Source organism: Streptomyces sp. NPDC046831, assembly GCF_040645305.1.
Lineage (GTDB): Bacteria > Actinomycetota > Actinomycetes > Streptomycetales > Streptomycetaceae > Streptomyces.
In genome coordinates, this window is record NZ_JBEYXZ010000047.1 from 27,775 (window position 1) to 47,804 (window position 20,030).

Sequence of the window (20,030 nt, forward strand, 5' to 3'; positions counted from 1 at the left end):
CCCGCCTCCCCTCAGCCGGCCTGCGCCGCGGTCATCACGTACTGGCCGTATCCGGAGTTCTGCTGCTTGCGCCCCAGCGCGTAGCAGGAGTCCGCGTCGATGAACCCCATCCGCAACGCGATCTCCTCCAGACAGGCGATGCGCACGCCCTGCCGGTGCTCCAGCACCTGCACGAACTGGGCGGCGTTGAGCAGGCCGTCGTGCGTCCCGGCGTCCAGCCAGGCGAAGCCGCGCCCGAAGGACCTCAGCCGGGCCCGGCCCTGGGAGATGTAGACCCGGTTGACATCCGTGATCTCCAGCTCGCCCCGGGCCGAGGGGGTGAGCCCGCGCGCGATCTCGACGACGTCGTTGGTGTAGACGTACAGCCCGGTGATCGCCTCGGAGCTCTTCGGCCGGGCCGGCTTCTCCGCGATGTCCACCAGGCGGCCCTCCGCGTCGAACTCGGCCACCCCGTACCGCTGCGGGTCGCGCACCGTGTGGCTGAAGAGCGTGCAGCCGATCAGGTCCCGGATGCTCGTCTGCAGCAGCTCGGACAGGCCCTGGCCGTAGAAGATGTTGTCGCCCAGGATCAGGGTCACCGGATCGGCGCCGATGAAGCGGGCACCGATCCGGAACGCGTCGGCGATGCCCGCCGGCTGCGGCTGTTCCGCGTACCTGAGGTCGAGGCCGAGTTCGGACCCGTCGCCGAGCACCTGCCGGAACAGCGGCAGGTGCGTCGGCGTCGAGATCACGAGGATCTCCCGCACGCCGCCGAGCATCAGCGTCGACAGCGGGTAGTAGATCATGGGCTTGTCGTAGACCGGCAGGAGCTGCTTCGACATCGCCATCGTCAAAGGGTGCAGCCGGCTGCCGGTGCCTCCGGCGAGGATGATCCCCTTCATCGTCCAGCCGTCCTGACGGGTCAGCGGAAGTCGTCGGCGTGGTCGAGTGCCCACTGCCGGTACGGCCGGCCGGGGCTGCCGATCAGCTGCCGGCGCTGGTCGATCACGGGCACCGGCCGCTTGTTCCACGTCTCCAGGTACCGCAGCAACTGGTCGACGACCTGGCTGCGGCCCCACCGGCTCAGCGTCTCGCGGTACTGCTCGGGCTGGAGCTCCTCGAACCGGACCGGCCGGCCGATGGCCTCGCCGATCAGGGCGACCTGCTCCCGCTGCGTGACCGGGGTCGGCCCGCTCATGGCGTAGGCGACGCCGGCGTGCCCGTCCTCGGTGAGGGTGAGCGTCGCCACGTCGGCGATGTCGTCCTCGTGGATGGGGGCCGCGTACGCCTCCGGGTACGGTGCGCGCACCACCCCGGCCGTGCGGATCGACTCGGCCCACTGCAGGGTGTTGGTGGAGAACGTGCCGGCGCGCAGGAACGTCCACGGCAGCGACGACTGGCCCAGCGCCCGCTCCACCTGGACGTGCAGCTGCGCGATCGGGTTGGTGTCCGCGTCCAGGAAGGTCAGGGACCGCGTCGACAGGAAGGTCACGTGCTCGATCCCCGCGTCCTCCAGGATCTCCACCTGCGCGCCGGCGGTCTCCGGCTTGGCGTACAGGAAGACCTTGGAGACGCCGTCGAGGGCGGCGGCGAGCGTCTGCGGACGCGCCAGGTCGACCTCGACGACCTCGGCGGCGCCGTCGAAGGAGGTGTTCGCCGGGTCGGAACTGCCGATGCGCACCTTCTCGCCCGCGGCCAGCAGCCTCTTCGCGACACTGCGGCCGACGTGCCCACGGCCACCGGTTACCAGAACAGTCACAGGGGTCTCCTCATGATGCGGCAGGAAAGGGAAGGGTGGTGCGAAGCGCGACCGGCACGGCGGGCGCAGCGGCCGGCCAGGCCGGAGGGGTCCAGGCGGCCCGGGTCCCGGAGCGCCTACTTGACGACGTCCTCGAGCAGGGCCGCGATCTCCCGCGGGGCCGGCATGGCCTGGATCTCCTCGCGCACCTCGGCGGCGGTCCCGGCCAGTTCCGGCGAGGCGAGGGTGCGGGCGATGAGCTCCGCGGTCAGCTGCGTCCTGTCAGCGGCGACACCCAGGCCGCGCCGGGCCACCACGTGCGCGTTGAAGTGCTGGTCGGCGCCGTGCGCCAGGATGATCTGGGGGACACCCGCACACAGTGCGGCCAGGGTGGTGCCGGAGCCGCCGTGGTGGACGACCGCGCTGCACGAGCCGAGCACGGCGTTCAACGGCAGCCAGCCCTCCAGCCGGACGTTGGACGGGACGGGCGGGATCTGCTCCTGGTCCACGTCACCGAGTGCGAGGACGAACTCGGCGTCCACGGCCTGAAGTTGGTCCATCAGCTCCGGCAGGACGGCGAGGCCGCCGTACTTCGGCACGAAAGTGCCGAGCGTGAGCAGCACCCGGCGCCGTTCCGGTTCCCGCATCAGCCAGTCGGGCAGGGAGCCGACGTCCAGGTAGGAGCCGTTGTAGGGGATGTGACGCATGAGCAGGTGATCGGAGCGCTGCGGGTTCACACTGAGCGGCGTCGTCCTGACCGGCTGCACCAGCCGGGGCGTCCCCGAGACACCGTAGTGGTCGTACGTGGCGGCCATCGCGCCGCGCAGCCGCTCGACCATGTCGGGCACGAGCGCGAAGAGGGCGCTCAGGGGGACGAGCGGTACCGAGAGCAGGCTCGCGACCAGCGGGCCGGAGCCCTGGATGTCGGTGCTCACGACGAGTTCCGGCCGCCACCGCCGGGCCAGCGACACCGCGCCGGGTGCCACGAGGTCGGAGAGCTCACCGAACAACTCCACGGCGGAGCCGACGTCGGCCTCCTCGATCACCCCCGAGCGGTACCAGACCAACTGTCCGGATGTGCCGGTCTGTTCGGCTCTGCGCCGGAACGGCTCGGTCAGGTCGACGTCCGGGGCCAGGTCGACGAAGGGAAAGCCCGCCTTGGCGCACTCCCGCATTCCGTCGCCGCCCCCCGCGTAGAGGACCTCGTGGCCCGCGGACCGCAGCGCCCAGGCCAGCGGGATGGTAGCGAAGATGTCGCTGGCCGTGGAATAGGTGCAGATCAGGATTCGCATGGCTCCGCATACGCCCTTTGTCGAGGAGTCGGCAATTCGTCGAAAGCTGCCCCGACGCTAAGAGGCCGTGCTCTGGGCCCGCTCAAGGAACACTTTCCGTCGGCTCTGCGCACCCGCCGGCGGTTTCGGTCACTGTTTTTCCGCAAGCGGCTGTGGACGTGGCCCGCGGAGAAGGGCTACTCTGCGGGCCACGTCCGAAGGCGGTACCCGCTTACGGCAGAGTCACGTAGCTCGCGCAGCGTGATTCCAGGATCTCCCGCTGGAGGTTCTGGATCCTTTCGGACGGCTCCAGGCCCAGCTCGTCCACCAGGGAGTACCGCAGGCGCCGGAAGACCTCCAGTGCCTGAACACGATGTCCCAGCCGGTTCAGGCAGAACATCAGGTACTCGTGGTAGCGCTCGTGATAGGGATGCCGCAGCGCCAGCATCGACAGTTCGCTCACCAGCTCGCGATGCCGGCCGAGCCGCAGTTCACTTTCGATCCTGATTTCCTGCGCCACGGTGCGGCGCTGCTCCAGGCGGGCGATCTCGGACTGGAGCGGAAGTCCGTGTTCCACGTCCGGAAGGACCGGGCCGGTCCACAGTCCTTCCGCCCTCCTCAGTACTTCGATCGCCCTCGCGTCGTCTCCGTCGGCTATGGACTTCTCGCCGAGATCGACAAGACGGAGGAATTCATGGAGGTCGAAGGGGTGCCCTTCGAGTTGGAACTGGTATCCTTCGCTGCGGGTGACGAGTATTTCGTCGCGGACCCGGCCCGAGGGTATTCCCAGGCCGCGGGCCAGCCTGGTGCGGAGATTGAGCACGTAGGTCTGGAGTGCCGTACGGGCCCGTTTGGGCGGGTTGTCGGCCCATAACTCGTCGATGAACAGGTGCACCGGGACGGGCCGGGCGTAGTTGAAGAGGAGAAGCGCGAGCACCTTGCGCTCCTTGGGTGCGCTGGGGGCCGCGTTGCCGCCCTTTCTGCCTGTCATCGACAAGTTGCCCAGTATGGTGATCATCGAATCATCCCCCTGTCCAGTCGGTGCAGTTCGTCGAGTTGCTCAGGGCAAGGCACTGTGCTTTCCGAGGACGGCGTGGACGGCAACATCAACGTTGAACAGCCACCCCGTCGACGATAGGTCGTTTCCGAAACTTCTCCCGTAAAGCTTTCGTCAAAGCTGTTCGTGCCTGTCCGGCGCAGGGCGTCGTTCGGCATGCCTGAGGCTTCCGCGGCATGGTCCGGCAGCGTAGGGCTCAGGCTGTGAATTTTCGATCGCTTTTATTCCGGTGAAGTACAACCGGCCGTTCTTGTTCGTTTCCCTGCCGGACGCTCACGGACTGCCGGCGGGCGGCCATCCGGGCAGTCCCAGGAGACCGGCCAGGCCTGACCGGATCCGATCCCGCGTCATCCCGCGCCTGTCCACCATGTACTCGATGACATCCGCCCGGAGTGCGGTGAACACGGCATGCGCCCGGAATTCGGCATCGGTTCCCGGGGCGGCCGCGGCGAGTCTCCTGGTGAGTTCGGCGATCCAGAACTGGCTGGCCTCGTTGGTGTAGTAGGCGTGGGGTCCGCGGACCTCGAGTGCGCGGATCAGCGGACGGTTTCTCCAGGCGAAGTCGAAGAGGGCCTCGACAAGTGACACCAGAGCCGCGTCCGGGCTGCCTCCCGGGCCCAATGGCGGGGGCCCCGACTCCACGGCGGATCGCAGCGTCGCGACCCGCGGCAGCAGAACGGCCTGAATAAGACGGGTACGGTCGCCGAAGCGGCGAAAAACCGTTCCCTTGCCCACGCCGGCGGCAGCCGCTATCTCCTGCATCGACACTTCTGCGGAGTTGGGCTGGTCGAACAAGGCGCTCGCCGCGACGAGAATGGCCTGCCGATTACGGGCGGCGTCCACCCGCTCCTTTCTCGCCATCTGCCGCCCCCCGTAGTTCTTGTTATCCGGACCGCTGGCCCGTACCGTACCCCGCGCACCACTCGTTCAAAAGGGCAACCCTCTTGTTCGGCCATGACCGCGTTCTGTCCCGTCCTGACCGGTTCGCCGACAGGCGGCTGCTGGGTGCCGAGGGCTGCGCGAGCCCTTCTCCGCGGTGGTCCCGATCCCTGTCCCGGCCCCCCGAGGCGGCTCGCGAGGCCGCTCCGCGGACCCCGGGCAGGGGGCGGAGCGTGCGGCGGACCGGGAAGCCGGCGATGTGTGCAAGGTCACCTGTGCGCGTGCCGTTCAGTGCGCGATCGCCGTGACGGGCCGGACGCCGGCGAGAAGACGGGCGGGGGTGCCCTCCGGAGAACCGTCTGCGAAATGGGGAGTTGGGCAATGGAGTTGCGGATCACCACGGAACCGCAGCAGGGCGCCGACCACGAGGACCTGCTGCGGGTGGCCCGGACCGCGGAGTCGGCCGGTTACGACGGCTTCTTCCGGTCCGACCACTTCCTCGCGGTCGACGGCGGTGCCGGCCTGCCGGGGCCGAGCGACGCGTGGATGACCCTCGCCGCCCTCGCGCGTGAGACCTCCCGCATCCGGCTCGGCACCCTGGTCACGGCGGCGACCTTCCGGCTGCCGGGGCCGCTCGCGATCGCCGTCGCGCAGGTCGACCGGATGTCGGGGGGACGGGTCGAGTTCGGCGTGGGCGCCGGGTGGTTCGAGGCCGAGCACCGGGCGTACGGGATCCCGTTCCCCGGGCCGGCGGAACGCTTCGACGTGCTGACCGAGCAGCTGGAGGTCATCACCGGGCTGTGGGCGACACCGCCCGGTGAGCGCTTCTCCTTCGCCGGGAAGCACTACACACTGGCCGACGCGCCGGCCCTGCCGGAACCCGCGCAGCACCCCGGCCCTCCGGTGATCATCGGCGGGGCGGGCAGGAAGCGGACTCCGTATCTGGCCGCCCGGTACGCCGCGGAGTTCAACGCCAACTTCACCTCGCCCCAGGAGGCGCTCGCACGTTTCCGCCGGGTCGAGGAGGCCTGCCGTTCGATCGGACGGGACCCGGCCGCACTGGTGCGCTCGTCCGCCCACACCATCGCCGTCGGCCGCGACGACCTGGAGGTGGCGCGCCGCCGGCCCGCGCTCGGACCGGCCTTCGACGCGATGCTGGCCCACGGGCTGGTGGGCACCGTCGCCGAGGTGGTGGACAGGATCGGCCGGTGGCGCGAGTCGACCGGTGTGACGCGCCTGTACCTGCAACTCTTCGACATCACCGACCTCGACCAGCTCGAACTGATCGCCTCCGACGTGATGCCGCAGCTCGACTGAACGTCGGGCCCGGTGCCCGGGCACGGTGGCCCGGGCACCGGGCCCGCGGGGGACCAGCCGCCTCCCGGCTCAGTGCGCCGCGGGAAGGCGCAGCGGGTGGTGGCTGATCGTGTCGATCTCCCAGCTCAGCTCCGACTTCCAGCGCCCGATGAACGCGCGCACGGCCGGCGCGGCCGCGTACGACCGCAGCGCGTCGACGTCGTCGAAGGCGAGCTGCGCTATCACCGCCCGGGGCGGGCGGCCGTCCGGCGTGACGAGCTGCGGCTGGTGGTCGAAGTCCCGCACCAGCCCGGTGCCGAGTGCCACCTCGCGGGCCTCGGCGAAGAACCGCTGCCGGGTCTCCTCCGCCGGCGGCTCCGAGAACCGGTACACCAGCGTGTGTGTGATCATCTGAGGCAAGGTCCCTTCCTGGATGGAGTGATGCGCCAGGCTGGGCCGACTCCCTCAGCCATCGCTCAAGAGGCACCCGGCCCCCACCCCTTGACGGACCTTGAGTCCGGCTTGAGCCGGCCGGACGAGATTCGGGCACGCCGGATGCCGACACGTGCGTCGGCTGCCGTCGCCGATGGGAGTGGGAGATGACGCGCCTCGAACCCGACGTCGTGGTGGCCGGGGCCGGCCCCGTGGGGCTGATGCTCGCCTGCGAGCTGCGCACGGCCGGTGTCTCCGTCGTCGTGCTGGACCGTCTCGAACGGCCGGACCCGGCGATCAGGGCGGGGTCCATCGGCCCGCTGGCCGTGGAGGCACTGGAGCGGCGCGGCCTCGCGAAGGAACTGCGCGCCGCCGAACAGGACACGCTCCGGCGCTACGCCGAGATGGCGGCCGCGGCTCCCCACCCGGGAGACGAGGACGGGACGGCGAGTCCCAAGGAGCACTTCGCCGGGCTGGACAAGATCGACTCCGGTCGCTACGAGGGCGCCGGACGCCGCAGGATGCGGGTCGAACAGCCCGTGCTGGTGGAGATCCTGCTCCGCAGGGCGGAGGACCTCGGCATCGACGTACGGCGTGAGCACGAGGTCGTCGAGGTCCGTCAGGACTCCGGCGGCGTGGTCGTGACGGCCGAGACGCCGGGCGGCCGGCGCGCGGTGCGCGGGCGGTACGTGGTCGGATGCGACGGCGGCGGCAGCGCCGTGCGCCGGCTCACCGGGTTCGCCTTCACGGGCACTGCGGCCACGGTCACCGGGCGGCGCGGTGTGGTGGAACTGGCCGACCCGTCGGCGCTCACCCCGGGATTCCAGTACGGACCCGGCGGGGTGCTCGTCTACGGGCTGGGCGTCAACCGGGTCGCCACGCTCGAGTTCGACGGCCCCCCCGAGGACCCCGGCCGGCCGCTGACCACCGCCGAGCTTCGGGAGAGCGTACGCAGGGTCGGCGGCACCGACGTCCCCATCACCGCCATGACGGCCGGCGGGTACTTCACCGACCACGCCTACCAGGCCTCGGCGTACCGGATGGGCCGCGTACTCCTCGCCGGGGACGCCGCCCACGTGCACGCGCCGTTCGGCGGCCAGGGCCTGAACGTGGGCATCGTCGACGCGGTCAACCTGGGCTGGAAGCTCGCCGCCGAGGTACTGGGCCACGCCCCGCCCGGGCTGCTGGACACCTACTCCGCCGAACGGCACCCCGTCGGCGCCCGGCTGCTGCACAACACCCGCGCGCAGACGGCCCTGATGCGTCCCGACCCGCACAGCACGGCACTGCGCGAGCTGTTCTCCGACCTCATGGACCTGCCCGAGGTGGACCGGTTCCTCGGCCGCATGCTGGCCGGCTTCGACATCCGCTACGACCTGGGCGACTCCGACCCCCTCGTCGGCACCCTGCTGCCGAACCTGCCCCTGGCAGCGCCCGGCGAAGGACCGGGAGGCAGCGTGGCCGAGGCGATGCACGCGGCGCGCGGCCTGCTGATCGACCTGCGGGGACGCGACGAGATCGGGGAGACGGCCGCCGGCTGGGCCGGACGCGTGGAGACGGTGACCGCCGGCGGGGAGCGCGCCGGCGACCTCGGCGACGTCGAGGCCCTCCTGCTGCGGCCCGACGGCTGCGTGGCCTGGGTGCTGCGCACCGGCAGCCGGTTCGACGCCGGCCGGCTGACCGCCGCGCTGGAGAAGTGGTTCGGTGCCCCGCTCGCTGCGTGAGGAAAACAGGCCACGGCCGCGCACCGAAGGAGACTGATGTGACGCACCCAGTAGTCGCTGAGGCGAACCGCCTCCCGCTGTCGTCCGCCGGGGTGGCCGAGGTCGCCGCACGGTACGCCACGGACGCCGACCGGGACCGGAGGCTGACGAAGAACGTGGCCGACGCGCTGCTCGACGCCGGATTCGCCCGCCATTTCGTCCCCGTCCGGCACGGCGGCCCGGCAGGGCGGTTCGGCGACCTGATCGACGCGCTGCTGACGGTGGCCGAGGAGTGCACCTCCGCCGCCTGGTGCGGAATGATCTTCGCGACCTCGGCCAGGATGGCCGGCTACCTCCCCGAGGAGGCCCAGCGGGAGATCTGGACCGGCGGTCCGGACGTGTCCATGGCGGCGGCGTTCGTTCCCTCCGGCAACGTCCAGGAGGACCCGGCGGGCTGGCGGCTGAGCGGCGAGTGGCGTTTCCTCAGCGGCGTCGACCACGCCGACTGGGCTCTGCTGTGCGGGACGGTGCCCGTGGACGGCCGGCCCGCGCGGCGGTTCTTCGCCGTGCCACGGCGCGACTACCGGGTCAAGGACGTCTGGTTCACCGTCGGCATGCGCGGCACCGGCAGCAACGCCGTGGTGCTCGACGACGTCCGTGTGCCGCGGCACCGGTCCTTCGACGACGGTGCGCTGATGAAGGGCCAGGGGGGCCAGGCGGGCCAGGAGGGCCAGGGCGGGAATCCGCGGTCCCCGTGCCACGAGGTGCCGTTGCTCGCCGTGGCGGCGCCGCTCTTCGCGGCGCCCGCGGTGGGCGCGGCCCACGGAGCGCTGCGCCGGTGGTCGCGGTCGGCCGGCGGCCAGGGCGGCCACGGCCTGCCCGCCGCGCACGATCCCCGGGCACAGGAGACCCTGACCCGCTCGGCGGCCGAGGCCGACATCGCGCGGCTGCTGCTGGAGCGGGCCGGGCAGGCCGCGGACTCGGGCGCGGTGACGCACGCACTCGCCGTGCGCAATGCCAGGGACGCGGCCGTGGCGGCCGAACTCGCCGTGGCGGTGGTGGACCGGCTGTTCCGGGCCGGCGGCACCGGGGCCCAGGCGGAGACCAACCCCCTGCAACGCTCGTGGCGTGACGTCTTCGCCGTGGCGTCGCACGCCGCGCTGCGCTTCGACCGCAACAGCGACCACTTCGCGCGCCACGTCTGGGGCGGGTGACCCGGACCCGGCCGCCGCTCCGGGCACCGTGAGGCGTCGGGCGGCGTCAGGCTCCGGGCACCGTGAAACTCCAGGCACTGGAGACGCCGGGCGGCCGGGCGGCCGGGCGGCGGCGTCGCGGCCGGGCGGCGGATAGCGGTCGGGCCACGGGCACTCCGCCAGGCTTTCCGCGCCCTCCGCACCGCACCTGCCGCGCGGCCTGGGGGATGTCCGCGCCGCGCTCACGCCCGGTGGGGGCTGCGGCTCGGGTGACGGTCCGGGGCCGCGCGATCGCCCGCCGCGGACCAGGGGCCGGCCGGTCGTCGATGTGCTCATCGCGTCGAACGGCCCCCGTGGTACGGGCAGTTGAGGACACCGCCCACACCCCGGGGGACGGGCCGTCGTCCGCCGGCCCGTCCGCGCCCTCCGCACCGCACCTGCCGCCCGGCCTGGGGGATGTCCGCGCCGCGCTCACGCCCGGTGGGGGCTGCGGCTCGGGCGGCGGTCCGGGGCCGCGGGATCGCCCGCCTCGGACCAGGGGCCGGCCGGTCGTCGATGTGCTCATCGCGTCGAACGGCCCCCGTGGTACGGGCAGTTAAGGGCACCGCCCACAGCCCGGGGGACGGGCCGTCGCCCGCCGGCCCGTCCGCGCCCTCCGTACCGCACCTGCCGCGCGGCCTGGGGGATGTCCGCGCCGCGCTCACGCCCGGTGGGGGCTGCGGCTCGGGCGGCGGTCCGGGTCCGCGGGATCGCCCGCCGCGGACCAGGGGCCGGCCGCTCGTCGATGTGCTCATCGCGTCGAACGGCCCCCGTGGTACGGGCAGTTGAGGGCACCGCCCACACCCCGGGGGGCGGGCCGTCGTCCGCCGGCCCGTCCGCGCCTACCGCTCGGCCGCCGCCGGCGCCTCGACGGGGGCGGGGTCCGGGGGCGCGTCCGGCAGCAGCACGACCTGGCCCGCGTAGTTCAGGCCCGCACCGAACCCGATCAGCAGGGCCGGTCCGCCGGCCGGCGCCCCGCCGTCCACCAGCAGCCGCTCCATGGCCAGCGGGATCGACGCCGCCGAGGTGTTGCCCGCCGTCACCACGTCCCGTGCCACGGCGACGTGCTCGGGGAGGGCCAGCCGGTCGGCCAGGACGTCGATCATCCGCGCGTTCGCCTGGTGCGGTATGAAGGCGACCAGGTCGCCGGCCGAGACACCGGCGTCCTTCAGGGCCCGCCTGCCGGCCTCCACCACGCGGTCGACCGCCCAGCGGAACACCCGGCGCCCGTCCATCTTCATCATGGGCCGGTCCAGTGTCGGATCGTCCCGGAACGCGGCCCAGGACGTGTTCATGCGCAAGGCGTCGAGGAAGGCGCCGTCCGCGCCGCGCGCCACCGGCCCGATGCCCGGGACGGCGGACGGACCGACCACGACCGCACCGGCACCGTCGGCGAACATGAACGCCGTGTTCCGGTCGCGCGGATCGACCATGTCGGTCATGCGCTCGGCACCGATCACGAGGACGTGCCGTGCGTCGCCGGCGCGCACCATGTCGCTCGCCACCGCCAGCGCGTGACAGAAACCGGCGCACGCCGCGGAGAGGTCGAAGGCCGCGGAGTCCACCGCTCGCAGCTCATGGGCGACCGCGACCGCCAGCGGCGGCGTCTGCACCAGATGGGACATGCTCGCCACGACGACGCAGTCGAGCTGTTCACTGCCGATCCCCGCGTGCCTCAGGGCCCGGCGGCCCGCCGCCGCGGCCATCGCGCGCAGCGTCTCGTCCTCCGCGGCGAACCGCCGGGTGCGAATTCCCGACCTGGTCTCGATCCATTCCTCCGACGAGTCGATCAGCGCGCACACCTCCCGGTTCGACACCACCCGCCGTGGGCGATAAGCGCCCACTCCGGTGATCCTGCTGTGCCCGGTCGGGTTGGAGCCGAGTCGGCCAGTGCCCACGAGTTCCTCCTCGGATTCTTGGCGGTCTCCTCCAGCCTTCCGCGCGCCAGCGTGCCGCCGCCGGCTCAAGCATCGTCAAAGGCGTCGACTCCACGCCGTTCAGTGGTCCTTGAATCCTCCTTGAGGATCGCGCAGCACTGTCTCAAGGCGTCGGAGTGCGCCAGCATCCTTTTCGGGAGCCCGTCATGAAGGAATTCACTCTCGCCGACCTGCGGCAGACGGTCGCCGCATGCGTCGGAACCGGAAACGCGGACGTCGTGGACGAGGCGTCGCTCGACGTCTCGTTCAAGGATCTCGGTCTGGATTCGCTCGCCCTGTACGAACTGGTCACCCGGATCCAGGACGACCTTTCCGTGTCCATCGCCGACGAGGAGATCGACGAATTGAAAACCCCGCGGCTGCTCCTCGGCCACGTCAACGAACTGCTCGGGCGCCCGGCCGGTCAGAGGGCGGACGCGTGAGGCTGCCGGCCCCGACCGGGACGCGGTGGGCGACCGGGCGCGGAACCGCGCCGGCCGGTGACCCGCCGGCGCTCCGGCGCGGGTGAGGCCGGGCAGGCCGGGCTGCCGGCCGGTTGCGCTGCTCCTGCCGGGCCAGGGGGCGCAGCACCGCGGGATGGCGGTCGAACTGTACGGGCGGGAACCGGTGTTCACCGCCGTCCTGGACGAGTTCTTCGCGTACCTGGGCGACGAGGGCGCCGCGCTGCGAGCGCAGTGGCTCGCCGATCCGCCCGGGCTGGAGATCGACGACGCCTCCCGCGCCCAGCCCCTGCTGTTCGCCATCGGCTACGCGCTCGGCCGCAGCGTCGAGTGCCAGGGCATCCGGCTCGGGGCGCTGCTCGGGCACAGTGTCGGAGAACTGGCGGCCGCCGCGCTGGCCGGGGTGTTCGGCCTGCGGGACGCGGCCCGGCTGATGCGGGAGCGCGCCGCCGCCACGGCCGGCGTGCCCGCCGGGGGCATGCTCGCCGCGGCCGCGTCGGTGGAGGAACTGCGGCCCTACCTCGACCCCGGGGAGCGGTCGGACGACGTCGTCGTGGGCGCCCGGAACGGGCCGCGGCAGACCGTGCTCGCCGGCGCCGAACCGCGGCTCACCCTGGTCGAGGAGAGGCTGCGGCGCCACGGTGTGCCCTGCCGGCGGGTCGCGGCGCGCCAGCCGTTCCACAGTCCCGCCATGGCCCACGCGGCCGAGCGGTTCGAGCGGGCCTTCGCCACGGTCGAACTGCGCCCGCCGGCGGTGCCCGTCTGGTCGACGTGTACCGGCACGCGCGTGAGCCGGGAACAGGCGGCGGATCCGGCGTTCTGGGCCCGGCAGCTCGCCACGCCGGTGCAGTTCTGGCCGGCCCTGGACGCCCTGCTGGAAAGCCGCGATTTCCTCCTCGTGGAAACCGGGCCGGGCCAAGGACTTTCGATGCTGGCCCGGCGCCATCACCGAGTACGGCAGGGCCACAGCGAGGTCGTCCCGCTGCTGCCGGCCCGGGCGGCCGGAGCATTGCCCACCTACCGGGCCGCCGTACTGCACATGAAACAAAAACAGTCCTTGAGTGAGCTTTGAGCTTGACTCGCGAGGCTCGAATAGGTGGAGAACGCGAAAGAGCTGACCGCAATTGAGAGGTGCAGATGACCCTGGAAGACCTCCGGCGAATACTGGCCGAGTGCTCGGGAGACGGTGACGCCGTCGACCCCCGGGTCGACATCGCCGATATCTCGTTCACCGATCTCGGCTACGACTCGCTGGCATTACTGGAGACCGCGGCACGCATTGAGCAGGAATTCGGCGTCAGTCTGCCCGAGGACCTGATCACCACGCTCGACACGCCCCGTTCGCTGCTGAACGCGGTCCGCGAGGCGTCCGTCCAGACGATCTGACCGGGGCGGCACGGACCGCCGGGCGCGGACCGCGCCCGCAGACATCGTGAACCGCCATGGAAACCAAGGGAGAAGACGTGATCGTACACACGCTGATCTACCGCTTCCCGGACGACGTCGCCGAGGAGCAGCGCGCGGAGTTCTTCGACGCCATGCGCGCACTGGTGCTGAGGACGGGGCTGATCACGGGCTTCGACCACAAGCCGCACCTGTGGCTGCCCGCCGACGACCGCGCCCGCGGCATGACGGCGGCCTCGATCGCCCAGTTCACCTGCGACGACCTGGACGCGCTCCAGAAGTTCTCCGAGCTGCCGGAGGTGTACGACTTCGTCACCGACTGGAAGAGGCGGCTGCGGTTCGAGGCGGCCTACGCCAACCACGAGGCGCTGACGCCGTCGAGCGACCTCCCCTCCTGACCCGGCGACCGAGAGGACCAGCCATGTCCCATCACGCGGAACACACCGTCACCGTCGAGGCCCCCGTCGAGCTGGTGTGGGGCGTACTCGTCGACGTCGAGGGCTACTCCCGCATCTTCCCGCCGACCCGTGAGGTCCACCTGCTGGAGGAGTCGCCGGCGCACCAGGTGGCCCGGCTGCACGTCGACGTCGGCGGCGAGGTCCAGTCGTGGGTGTCGCGCCGCGACCTCGACCCGCAGCGCCACGTCATCGCCTACCGCCAGCTGGAGACCGCCCCGATCGTCGAGCGCATGGGCGGCGAGTGGCGGGCCTTCCCGCTCGACGCCGGCCGCACCCAGCTCGTGCTGACCCACGACTTCGCCGCCCGGCAGCCGGTGGACGGCAAGGTCGCCGGCCGGTTCTCCTTCGAGGAGGCGGACGCCATGCTCCAGGCGGCGGTGGAGCGCAACAGCGTGGCGGACCTGAACGCCGTGAAGACCGAGGCCGAGCGCCGCGCGGACCGGACGGCGGTCGTGTGATGCGCCGCTTCCTGGACCTGAGCGTGGCCACCCGTTCGACACCGAGCGAGGCGACACCGGTGACCGTGGAGCTCCTCGACCACCGCACCGGCGCCACGGTCCTGGGGCTGAGCCCGGAGGACTTCCCGGACGGCATGGCGATCTCCAACGAGACGGTCACTCTGACCACGCACACCGGCACGCACATGGACGCGCCGCTGCACTACGGGCCCCTGAGCGGGGGAGTGCCGGCCAAGAGCATCGACCAGGTGCCCCTGGAGTGGTGCTACGGACCGGGTCTGCGGCTCGACGTGCGCCATGTGCCCGCGGGTCAGGAGATCACCGTCGACCAGCTCGTCGCCGCCGTCGACGCCGCCGGTCACGAACCCGGGCCCGGGGACATCGTGCTGCTGTGGACCGGTGCCGACGCGCTGTGGGGGACGGCGGAGTACCTGACCACCTATCCCGGACTGAGCGGCAAGGCCACCGCCTACCTGGTCGAACGGGGCGTGCGGGTCATCGGCATCGACGCCTGGGGGCTGGACCGCCCGATGCGTGAGATGGTCGAGGAGTACCGGCGCACCGGCGACAGCTCGGTCCTGTGGCCCGCGCACGTCTACGGGCGGACCCGGGAGTACCTGCAGCTGGAGAAACTCGCCGGGCTCGGGACGCTGCCCGGCTCCACCGGGTTCACGGTGGCCTGCTTCCCGGTGTCCATCGCCGGCGCCGGCGCGGGCTGGACCCGGGTGGTCGCCATCGTGGACGGTCCCGAGTGACCGCGACGACGGCGGCACGGCTCCTGACGCTGGACACGGCGGCACAGGACCTGCTGTTCCGCGAGGCGAGGACGGCGAACGCCTTCACGTCCGAACCGGTGACGGACGAGCAGGTCCAGGCCATCTACGACCTGGTCAAGTACGCCCCGACGTCGATGAACCAGCAGCCGCTGCGGATCGTGCTCGTGCGGTCGGCCGGGGCGCGGGAGCGGCTGCTGCGGCACATGGCGGGCGGCAACGCCGCCAAGGTGAGCGCCGCTCCGCTGGTGGCGCTGCTCGCCGCGGACTACCGCTTCCACGAGCACCTGCCGCGCCTCTTCCCGCACCGGCCGCAGGCCCGCGACCTGTACGCCGACCGCACGGTGCGCGAGGAGTCGGCGCGCTTCAACGCCACGCTGCAGATCGCCTACTTCATCCTCGGCGTGCGCGCCGCGGGGCTCGCCGCCGGCCCGATCGTGGGCTTCGACGCCGAGGGCGTCGACCGGGAGTTCTTCGGCCCCCCGGAGCAGCGCACCGCCACGGTCCTCACCGTCGTCAACGTGGGCAGGCCCGCCGAGAACGCCTGGTTCGCCAGGCTTCCGCGGCTGGAGTACCACGAGGTCGTCACCACGGTCTGACCTTCACCCGGCGACCTGGTGCACGGGTTCGTGCTGCGGCAGGGTGAAGGACCTTCCGACTTTCTGGCATGTCCATGTTTGGCGTAGGGAGACTCGTCATGAACCGCCGTGTCGTGATCACGGGTATCGGGGTGATGGCGCCCGGTGGGGCAGGCACGAAGGAATTCGTGGACCTGCTGACGTCCGGACGTACCGCCACCCGGCGCATTTCCTTCTTCGATCCGTCGCCGTTCCGTTCGCAGGTGGCCGCGGAATGCGACTTCGACCCGGAGGCGGCCGGGCTGACGCACCGCCAGAGCCGCCGCATGGACCGGGCGACGCAGCTCGCCATCGCCTCCACCCGGGAGTGCCTGGCCGACAGCGGCCTGGTGTTCGAGGAGATGGACCCCGGCCGGATCGGCGTCAGCGTCGGCACCGCCGTCGGTGCCACCACCAGTCTGGAACGCGAGTACCTCGTGCTGTCGGACACCGGCCGGGAATGGCTGGTCGACCCCGACTACCTGTCACCGCACATGTTCGACTACTTCGTGCCCAGTTCGCTGTCGGCGGAGGTGGCGTGGGAGGTCGGTGCGGAGGGGCCGGCCACCATCGTGTCCTCGGGATGCACCTCCGGCCTGGACTCGGTGGGACACGCCTACCAGCTGGTCGCCGAGGGCAGCGCCGACGTGATGATCACCGGCGCCGCCGACGCGCCGATCTCACCGATCGCGGTGTCGTGCTTCGACGCGATCAAGGCCACCACCCCGCGCAACGACGACCCGGAGCACGCCTCCCGCCCCTTCGACCGCACCCGTGACGGCTTCGTCCTCGCCGAGGGGTCGGCCATGCTGGTCCTGGAGGAGCGCGAGCACGCGCGGCGCCGCGGCGCCCGCATCCACGCGGAGATCACCGGCTATGCCACCCGCTGCAACGCCTACCACATGACCGGACTGAAGCCCGACGGGCGGGAGATGGCGGCCGCGATCACCGCGGCACTCGACGAGTCACGCATCGACCCGACCGCGGTGGACTACGTCAACGCGCACGGCTCCGGGACCAAGCAGAACGACCGGCACGAGACCGCCGCGTTCAAGCGCACGCTCGGCGCCCACGCCTACGACACACCGGTCAGTTCCATCAAGTCCATGGTCGGGCACTCGCTGGGCGCGATCGGCTCCATCGAGATCGTGGCCTGCGCGCTGGCCATCCGGCACGGCTTCGTGCCGCCCACCGCCAACCTGCACGAACCGGACCCGGAGTGCGACCTGGACTACGTGCCGCTCACCGCGAGGCAGCGGCGGGTGGACACCGTGCTCAGCGTCGGCAGCGGCTTCGGCGGGTTCCAGAGCGCCATGGTCCTTCGACGTGAGGGAGAGGTCCGATGAGGTCGCCCGCAGTTGTCACCGGCATCGGGGTGATGGCCCCGAACGGAGCAGGCGGCGACGAGTTCTGGAAGGCCACGCTCGAGGGGCACAGCGGCATCGGCACGCTGGACCGGTTCGACCCGTCGCGGTATCCGGTGCGGCTCGCCGGCCAGATCCGCGACTTCGAGGCCGAGCGGCACCTGCCCGGCCGGCTGCTGCCGCAGACCGACCGGGTCACCAGGCTGGCCCTGGTCGCCGCGGACATGGCGCTCGCCGACGCCGGAGTCGATCCCGGGCAGCTGCCGGAGTACGGGATGGGCGTCGTCACCTCCAACGCCTCCGGCGGATTCGAGTTCACCCACACCGAGATCAGCAAACTCTGGACCAAGGGCTCCCGGTTCGTCAGCGTGTACGAGTCGTTCGCCTGGTTCTACGCGGTGAACACGGGCCAGATCTCCATCCGGCACGGCATGCGCGGGCCGGGCGCGGTGCTCGTCGCCGAACAGGCGGGCGGCCTGGACGCGGTGGGTCACGCGCGCCGCACCCTGCGGCGGGGCACCGCGCTGTCGGTCACCGGCGGTGTCGAGTCGTCCTTCGATCCCTGGGGCTGGGTGTCGCACGTCGCCAGCGGCCGGCTGAGCAGGCAGGAGGACCCGCGGCGGGCGTACCGGCCCTTCGACACGCAGGCGAGCGGATACGTGCCCGGCGAGGGCGGCGCCATCCTGATCCTGGAGGACGCGGAGGAGGCGCACCGCAGGGCGGCGCCCCAGGTCTACGGCGAGATCGCCGGCTACGCGGCGACCTTCGACCCGCGGCCGGGGTCGGGGAGGCCGCCGGGGCTGCGCCGGGCCGCCGAACTCGCCCTGGACGACGCCCGGGTGCGACCCGGCGAGATCGACGTGGTCTTCGCGGACGCCGCGGGCGTCGCCGAACTGGACCGCCTCGAAGCGGAGGCGATCAGCGGCCTGTTCGGCCCGCACGCCGTCCCCGTCACCGCTCCGAAGACCCTGACCGGCCGCCTCTACTCCGGCGGCGGGCCGCTGGACGTCGCCGCGGCGCTCTACGCGATCCGGGACGAGGTCGTGCCGCCGACCCACCACGTCGCCGATGTCCCGCCGGACTACGGGATCGACCTGGTGCGCGAGACGCCCCGCCACCAGCGGGTCGACTGCGCCCTGGTGCTGGCACGGGGGAAGGGCGGATTCAACTCCGCGGTGGTCGTACGGAGGGTCGGGCACTCCTCGCGCTCCTGACGCCCTCGGCGGAACCCGGAGCGGGGCCCGGTGGAACCGGGCCCCGCTCCGGTGTCGGGTCCTGACCGGCGCAGGACAGGGGACCGTCCGCTCAGCGCGCGGAGGACACGGCGGGCGAGGGGACGTCCCGGCGGCCCACCGCACCGGACGAACCGGGTTCGCACAGGACCGTCGCCTGCCGCAGGTCACGGACGGTCCTCGCGCCGACGAACGCCATGGAGTCACGCAGGCCCTTCGTCATGTGCTCCAGCACGGCCCGGACACCGTCCGGGCCGTGCACGGCCAGACCCCACAGCACCGGCCGGCCCACCAGCACGGCGTCCGCGCCGAGGGCGAGGGCGACGGCGGCGTGGGTGCCGCTGCGCACGCCGGAGTCGAAGTAGACGGGCACGGCCCCGTCGACCGCTCCGGCGACCGCCGGCAGGGCGTCGACGGCCGCGACACTGCGGTCGTGCTGCGAGCCCCCGTGGTTGGACACCACGACCGCGGCCGCCCCGGCGCCGACCGCGCGCACCGCGTCGTCGGGGTGCAGGACCCCCTTGACGATGACCGGCAGCGGCGATCGCCCGACCAGGCGCTCCAGGTCGCCCCACCCGCATCCGGGGTGCGGGAACACGTGGTCGATGAACTGCTGAGGAGTGGCTTCCGGTCGCTCCTCACGCCACAGCCCGAGCAGCTCCTTGAAGTAGGGCTCACGGACCAGGGCGGGCGACCACGCCTCCGCCACCTCGTTGTCGAAGGTCTGGAAGGTGTTGCCCGCGTCCCGGAACCGCTCGGCCATGACCGGGAGGTCCACGGTGCATACGACCGCGTCAAAACCGGCGGCCTCCGCCTGGCGGATCAGCTCCTCGTTCAGCCGGCGGTCCTTGGTGAGGTACATCTGGCGCCAGCGGACCTGGCCCGGTGCCGCGCCCGCCACCTGCTCCGGCGAGCAACTGCCGAACATGGACAGGCAGAAACCGGTCCCGAGCTCCGCGGCGGCCCGCGCCGTGGTGACCTCGGCACCCTCGTGGTAGAGACGCTGCATGCCCATCGGGGCCACCAGCAGCGGGGCCGCCAGCGAACCGCCCACCACCTCGGCCGAGGTGTCGACGGCGGACACGTCGCGCATCACCCGGGGGACGAGACGGAAGGCGTCCAGATTCTGTACGTTGCGCAGGACGGTGGCCTCGTCCCCGGCCCCTCCCGCCGCGTAGTGGAATATCTCGGCGGGGAGTTTCTCCTGTGCTGCGGCCGTGAGTGTGCCGATCGGACCGCCGAGTACAGGGTCTGGCGTCATGCGTGCCTCCTGGGACCGTGGACTGGGACGCCGCGGGGCACCTGCGCTCCGGCGGCGCCCTCCGGCGGCAGCAGCCACAGTGACGACGGACACTCGGCCTTCGCTCTAGGAACGCTCCCCTCTCACCTCCCGGGATCGCGGCGCACCTGCGGCGGCGGCCCTGAACGGTCGTTCAGCGGAGATTGAGTGATGCGTTAGCGCGGACGGCCACGCTTCCCCCAGTTGCGTGACGCGCGTCGCGGCGCGGCGCGCGTATCCGCGGCCGGGCCACCCGAGCGCCCGGCGCAGCGGTTCCACGGCACGGCAGGTCCACGGGGTGGAGGTATCCGATGTCGGCAACCGTCTCGACACCACGGCGGCACGCCGGTGCGCCGTCCGGCCCGTCGGAGCGGCCTCCGTCCGCCGACGCCCGTGGGCGGGTCGCCGAGTTGCACGGGATTCGTGCGCAGGCGGTGGCGGGTCCGGGTGAGAAGGCGACCGCGGCGCAGCATGCCAAGGG

Annotated in this window: 20 protein-coding genes; 12 read left to right on the forward strand and 8 right to left on the reverse strand. The window is 72.1% G+C overall.

The genetic code is table 11. The features are described from left to right. Positions 1–11: 11 nt before the first annotated feature. The 5 genes from rfbA to ABZ920_RS28160 all read right to left on the reverse strand — a co-directional run bounded on the left by rfbA (position 12) and on the right by ABZ920_RS28160 (position 4,888). Positions 12–881 (reverse strand): glucose-1-phosphate thymidylyltransferase RfbA, encoded by an 870-nt coding sequence (gene rfbA, locus ABZ920_RS28140; RefSeq protein ID WP_361510798.1) that lies wholly within the window; start codon positions 879–881, stop codon positions 12–14. Between the two features lie 20 nt (positions 882–901). Beyond that, entirely contained in the window at positions 902–1,738 is an 837-nt protein-coding gene (locus ABZ920_RS28145) for an NAD(P)H-binding protein (RefSeq protein WP_361510801.1), read from the reverse strand. A gap of 116 nt (positions 1,739–1,854) precedes the next feature. Next, on the reverse strand, positions 1,855–3,009 hold the full coding sequence (locus tag ABZ920_RS28150; protein WP_361510803.1) for a nucleotide disphospho-sugar-binding domain-containing protein: 1,155 nt from the start codon (positions 3,007–3,009) through the stop codon (positions 1,855–1,857). Positions 3,010–3,220: 211 nt separating this feature from the next. Continuing rightward, complete coding sequence (locus ABZ920_RS28155) at positions 3,221–3,979, reverse strand: AfsR/SARP family transcriptional regulator (protein WP_361510806.1); 759 nt, start codon at positions 3,977–3,979, stop codon at positions 3,221–3,223. A gap of 339 nt (positions 3,980–4,318) precedes the next feature. Continuing rightward, on the reverse strand, positions 4,319–4,888 hold the full coding sequence (locus tag ABZ920_RS28160; RefSeq protein ID WP_361510809.1) for a helix-turn-helix domain-containing protein: 570 nt from the start codon (positions 4,886–4,888) through the stop codon (positions 4,319–4,321). 417 nt (positions 4,889–5,305) lie between these two features. Here ABZ920_RS28160 and ABZ920_RS28165 point away from each other — a divergent pair, with 417 nt between their 5' ends. Then, a complete protein-coding gene (locus tag ABZ920_RS28165) occupies positions 5,306–6,241 on the forward strand; it encodes an LLM class F420-dependent oxidoreductase (RefSeq protein WP_361510812.1) in 936 nt (311 codons plus the stop codon). Positions 6,242–6,310: 69 nt separating this feature from the next. Here ABZ920_RS28165 and ABZ920_RS28170 read toward each other — a convergent pair whose 3' ends face one another. Then, entirely contained in the window at positions 6,311–6,631 is a 321-nt protein-coding gene (locus ABZ920_RS28170; RefSeq protein WP_361510815.1) for a hypothetical protein, read from the reverse strand. Positions 6,632–6,819: 188 nt separating this feature from the next. Between ABZ920_RS28170 and ABZ920_RS28175 the strand changes: the two genes are divergently transcribed. Next, positions 6,820–8,376, forward strand: a complete 1,557-nt coding sequence (locus tag ABZ920_RS28175; RefSeq protein ID WP_361510818.1) for an FAD-dependent monooxygenase — start codon at positions 6,820–6,822, stop codon at positions 8,374–8,376. Between the two features lie 38 nt (positions 8,377–8,414). After that, positions 8,415–9,569 (forward strand): acyl-CoA dehydrogenase family protein, encoded by a 1,155-nt coding sequence (locus tag ABZ920_RS28180; RefSeq protein WP_361510821.1) that lies wholly within the window; start codon positions 8,415–8,417, stop codon positions 9,567–9,569. An 860-nt stretch (positions 9,570–10,429) separates the two neighbouring features. On the opposite strand, the gene ABZ920_RS28185 is transcribed toward ABZ920_RS28180, so the two are convergent. Then, on the reverse strand, positions 10,430–11,485 hold the full coding sequence (locus ABZ920_RS28185) for a beta-ketoacyl-ACP synthase 3 (RefSeq protein ID WP_361510824.1): 1,056 nt from the start codon (positions 11,483–11,485) through the stop codon (positions 10,430–10,432). A 185-nt stretch (positions 11,486–11,670) separates the two neighbouring features. On the opposite strand from ABZ920_RS28185, the gene ABZ920_RS28190 reads away from it, so the two are divergent. From ABZ920_RS28190 to ABZ920_RS28230, 9 genes are all read left to right on the forward strand, one after another. Beyond that, positions 11,671–11,946, forward strand: coding sequence for an acyl carrier protein (locus ABZ920_RS28190; protein ID WP_361510827.1), 276 nt, complete (start codon positions 11,671–11,673; stop codon positions 11,944–11,946). Positions 11,947–12,028: 82 nt separating this feature from the next. Continuing rightward, positions 12,029–13,036 carry an acyltransferase domain-containing protein gene (locus ABZ920_RS28195; RefSeq protein WP_361510830.1) on the forward strand — a complete coding sequence of 336 codons (1,008 nt, stop codon included), beginning with the start codon at positions 12,029–12,031 and terminating at the stop codon, positions 13,034–13,036. Positions 13,037–13,101: 65 nt separating this feature from the next. Further along, positions 13,102–13,350, forward strand: coding sequence for an acyl carrier protein (locus ABZ920_RS28200; RefSeq protein WP_361510833.1), 249 nt, complete (start codon positions 13,102–13,104; stop codon positions 13,348–13,350). 77 nt (positions 13,351–13,427) lie between these two features. Next, positions 13,428–13,766, forward strand: a complete 339-nt coding sequence (locus tag ABZ920_RS28205) for a hypothetical protein (RefSeq protein WP_361510835.1) — start codon at positions 13,428–13,430, stop codon at positions 13,764–13,766. A gap of 23 nt (positions 13,767–13,789) precedes the next feature. Continuing rightward, positions 13,790–14,284, forward strand: a complete 495-nt coding sequence (locus tag ABZ920_RS28210) for an aromatase/cyclase (RefSeq protein WP_361510838.1) — start codon at positions 13,790–13,792, stop codon at positions 14,282–14,284. Next, entirely contained in the window at positions 14,284–15,039 is a 756-nt protein-coding gene (locus ABZ920_RS28215; RefSeq protein WP_361510841.1) for a cyclase family protein, read from the forward strand. The genes ABZ920_RS28210 and ABZ920_RS28215 overlap by 1 nt, the downstream gene beginning before the upstream one ends. Then, positions 15,036–15,656, forward strand: coding sequence for a malonic semialdehyde reductase (locus ABZ920_RS28220; protein WP_361510844.1), 621 nt, complete (start codon positions 15,036–15,038; stop codon positions 15,654–15,656). Before ABZ920_RS28215 ends, ABZ920_RS28220 begins: the two co-directional genes overlap by 4 nt. Before the next feature lie 98 nt (positions 15,657–15,754). Continuing rightward, the gene (locus ABZ920_RS28225; RefSeq protein WP_361510847.1) at positions 15,755–17,020 is read left to right on the forward strand and encodes a beta-ketoacyl-[acyl-carrier-protein] synthase family protein; all 1,266 of its coding nucleotides are present in this window, start codon (positions 15,755–15,757) and stop codon (positions 17,018–17,020) included. Then, positions 17,017–18,252 carry a ketosynthase chain-length factor gene (locus tag ABZ920_RS28230; protein WP_361510850.1) on the forward strand — a complete coding sequence of 412 codons (1,236 nt, stop codon included), beginning with the start codon at positions 17,017–17,019 and terminating at the stop codon, positions 18,250–18,252. The genes ABZ920_RS28225 and ABZ920_RS28230 overlap by 4 nt, the downstream gene beginning before the upstream one ends. 91 nt (positions 18,253–18,343) lie before the next feature. Here ABZ920_RS28230 and ABZ920_RS28235 read toward each other — a convergent pair whose 3' ends face one another. Then, positions 18,344–19,531 carry an alpha-hydroxy acid oxidase gene (locus ABZ920_RS28235; RefSeq protein WP_361510852.1) on the reverse strand — a complete coding sequence of 396 codons (1,188 nt, stop codon included), beginning with the start codon at positions 19,529–19,531 and terminating at the stop codon, positions 18,344–18,346. Between the last annotated feature and the right edge of the window lie 499 nt (positions 19,532–20,030).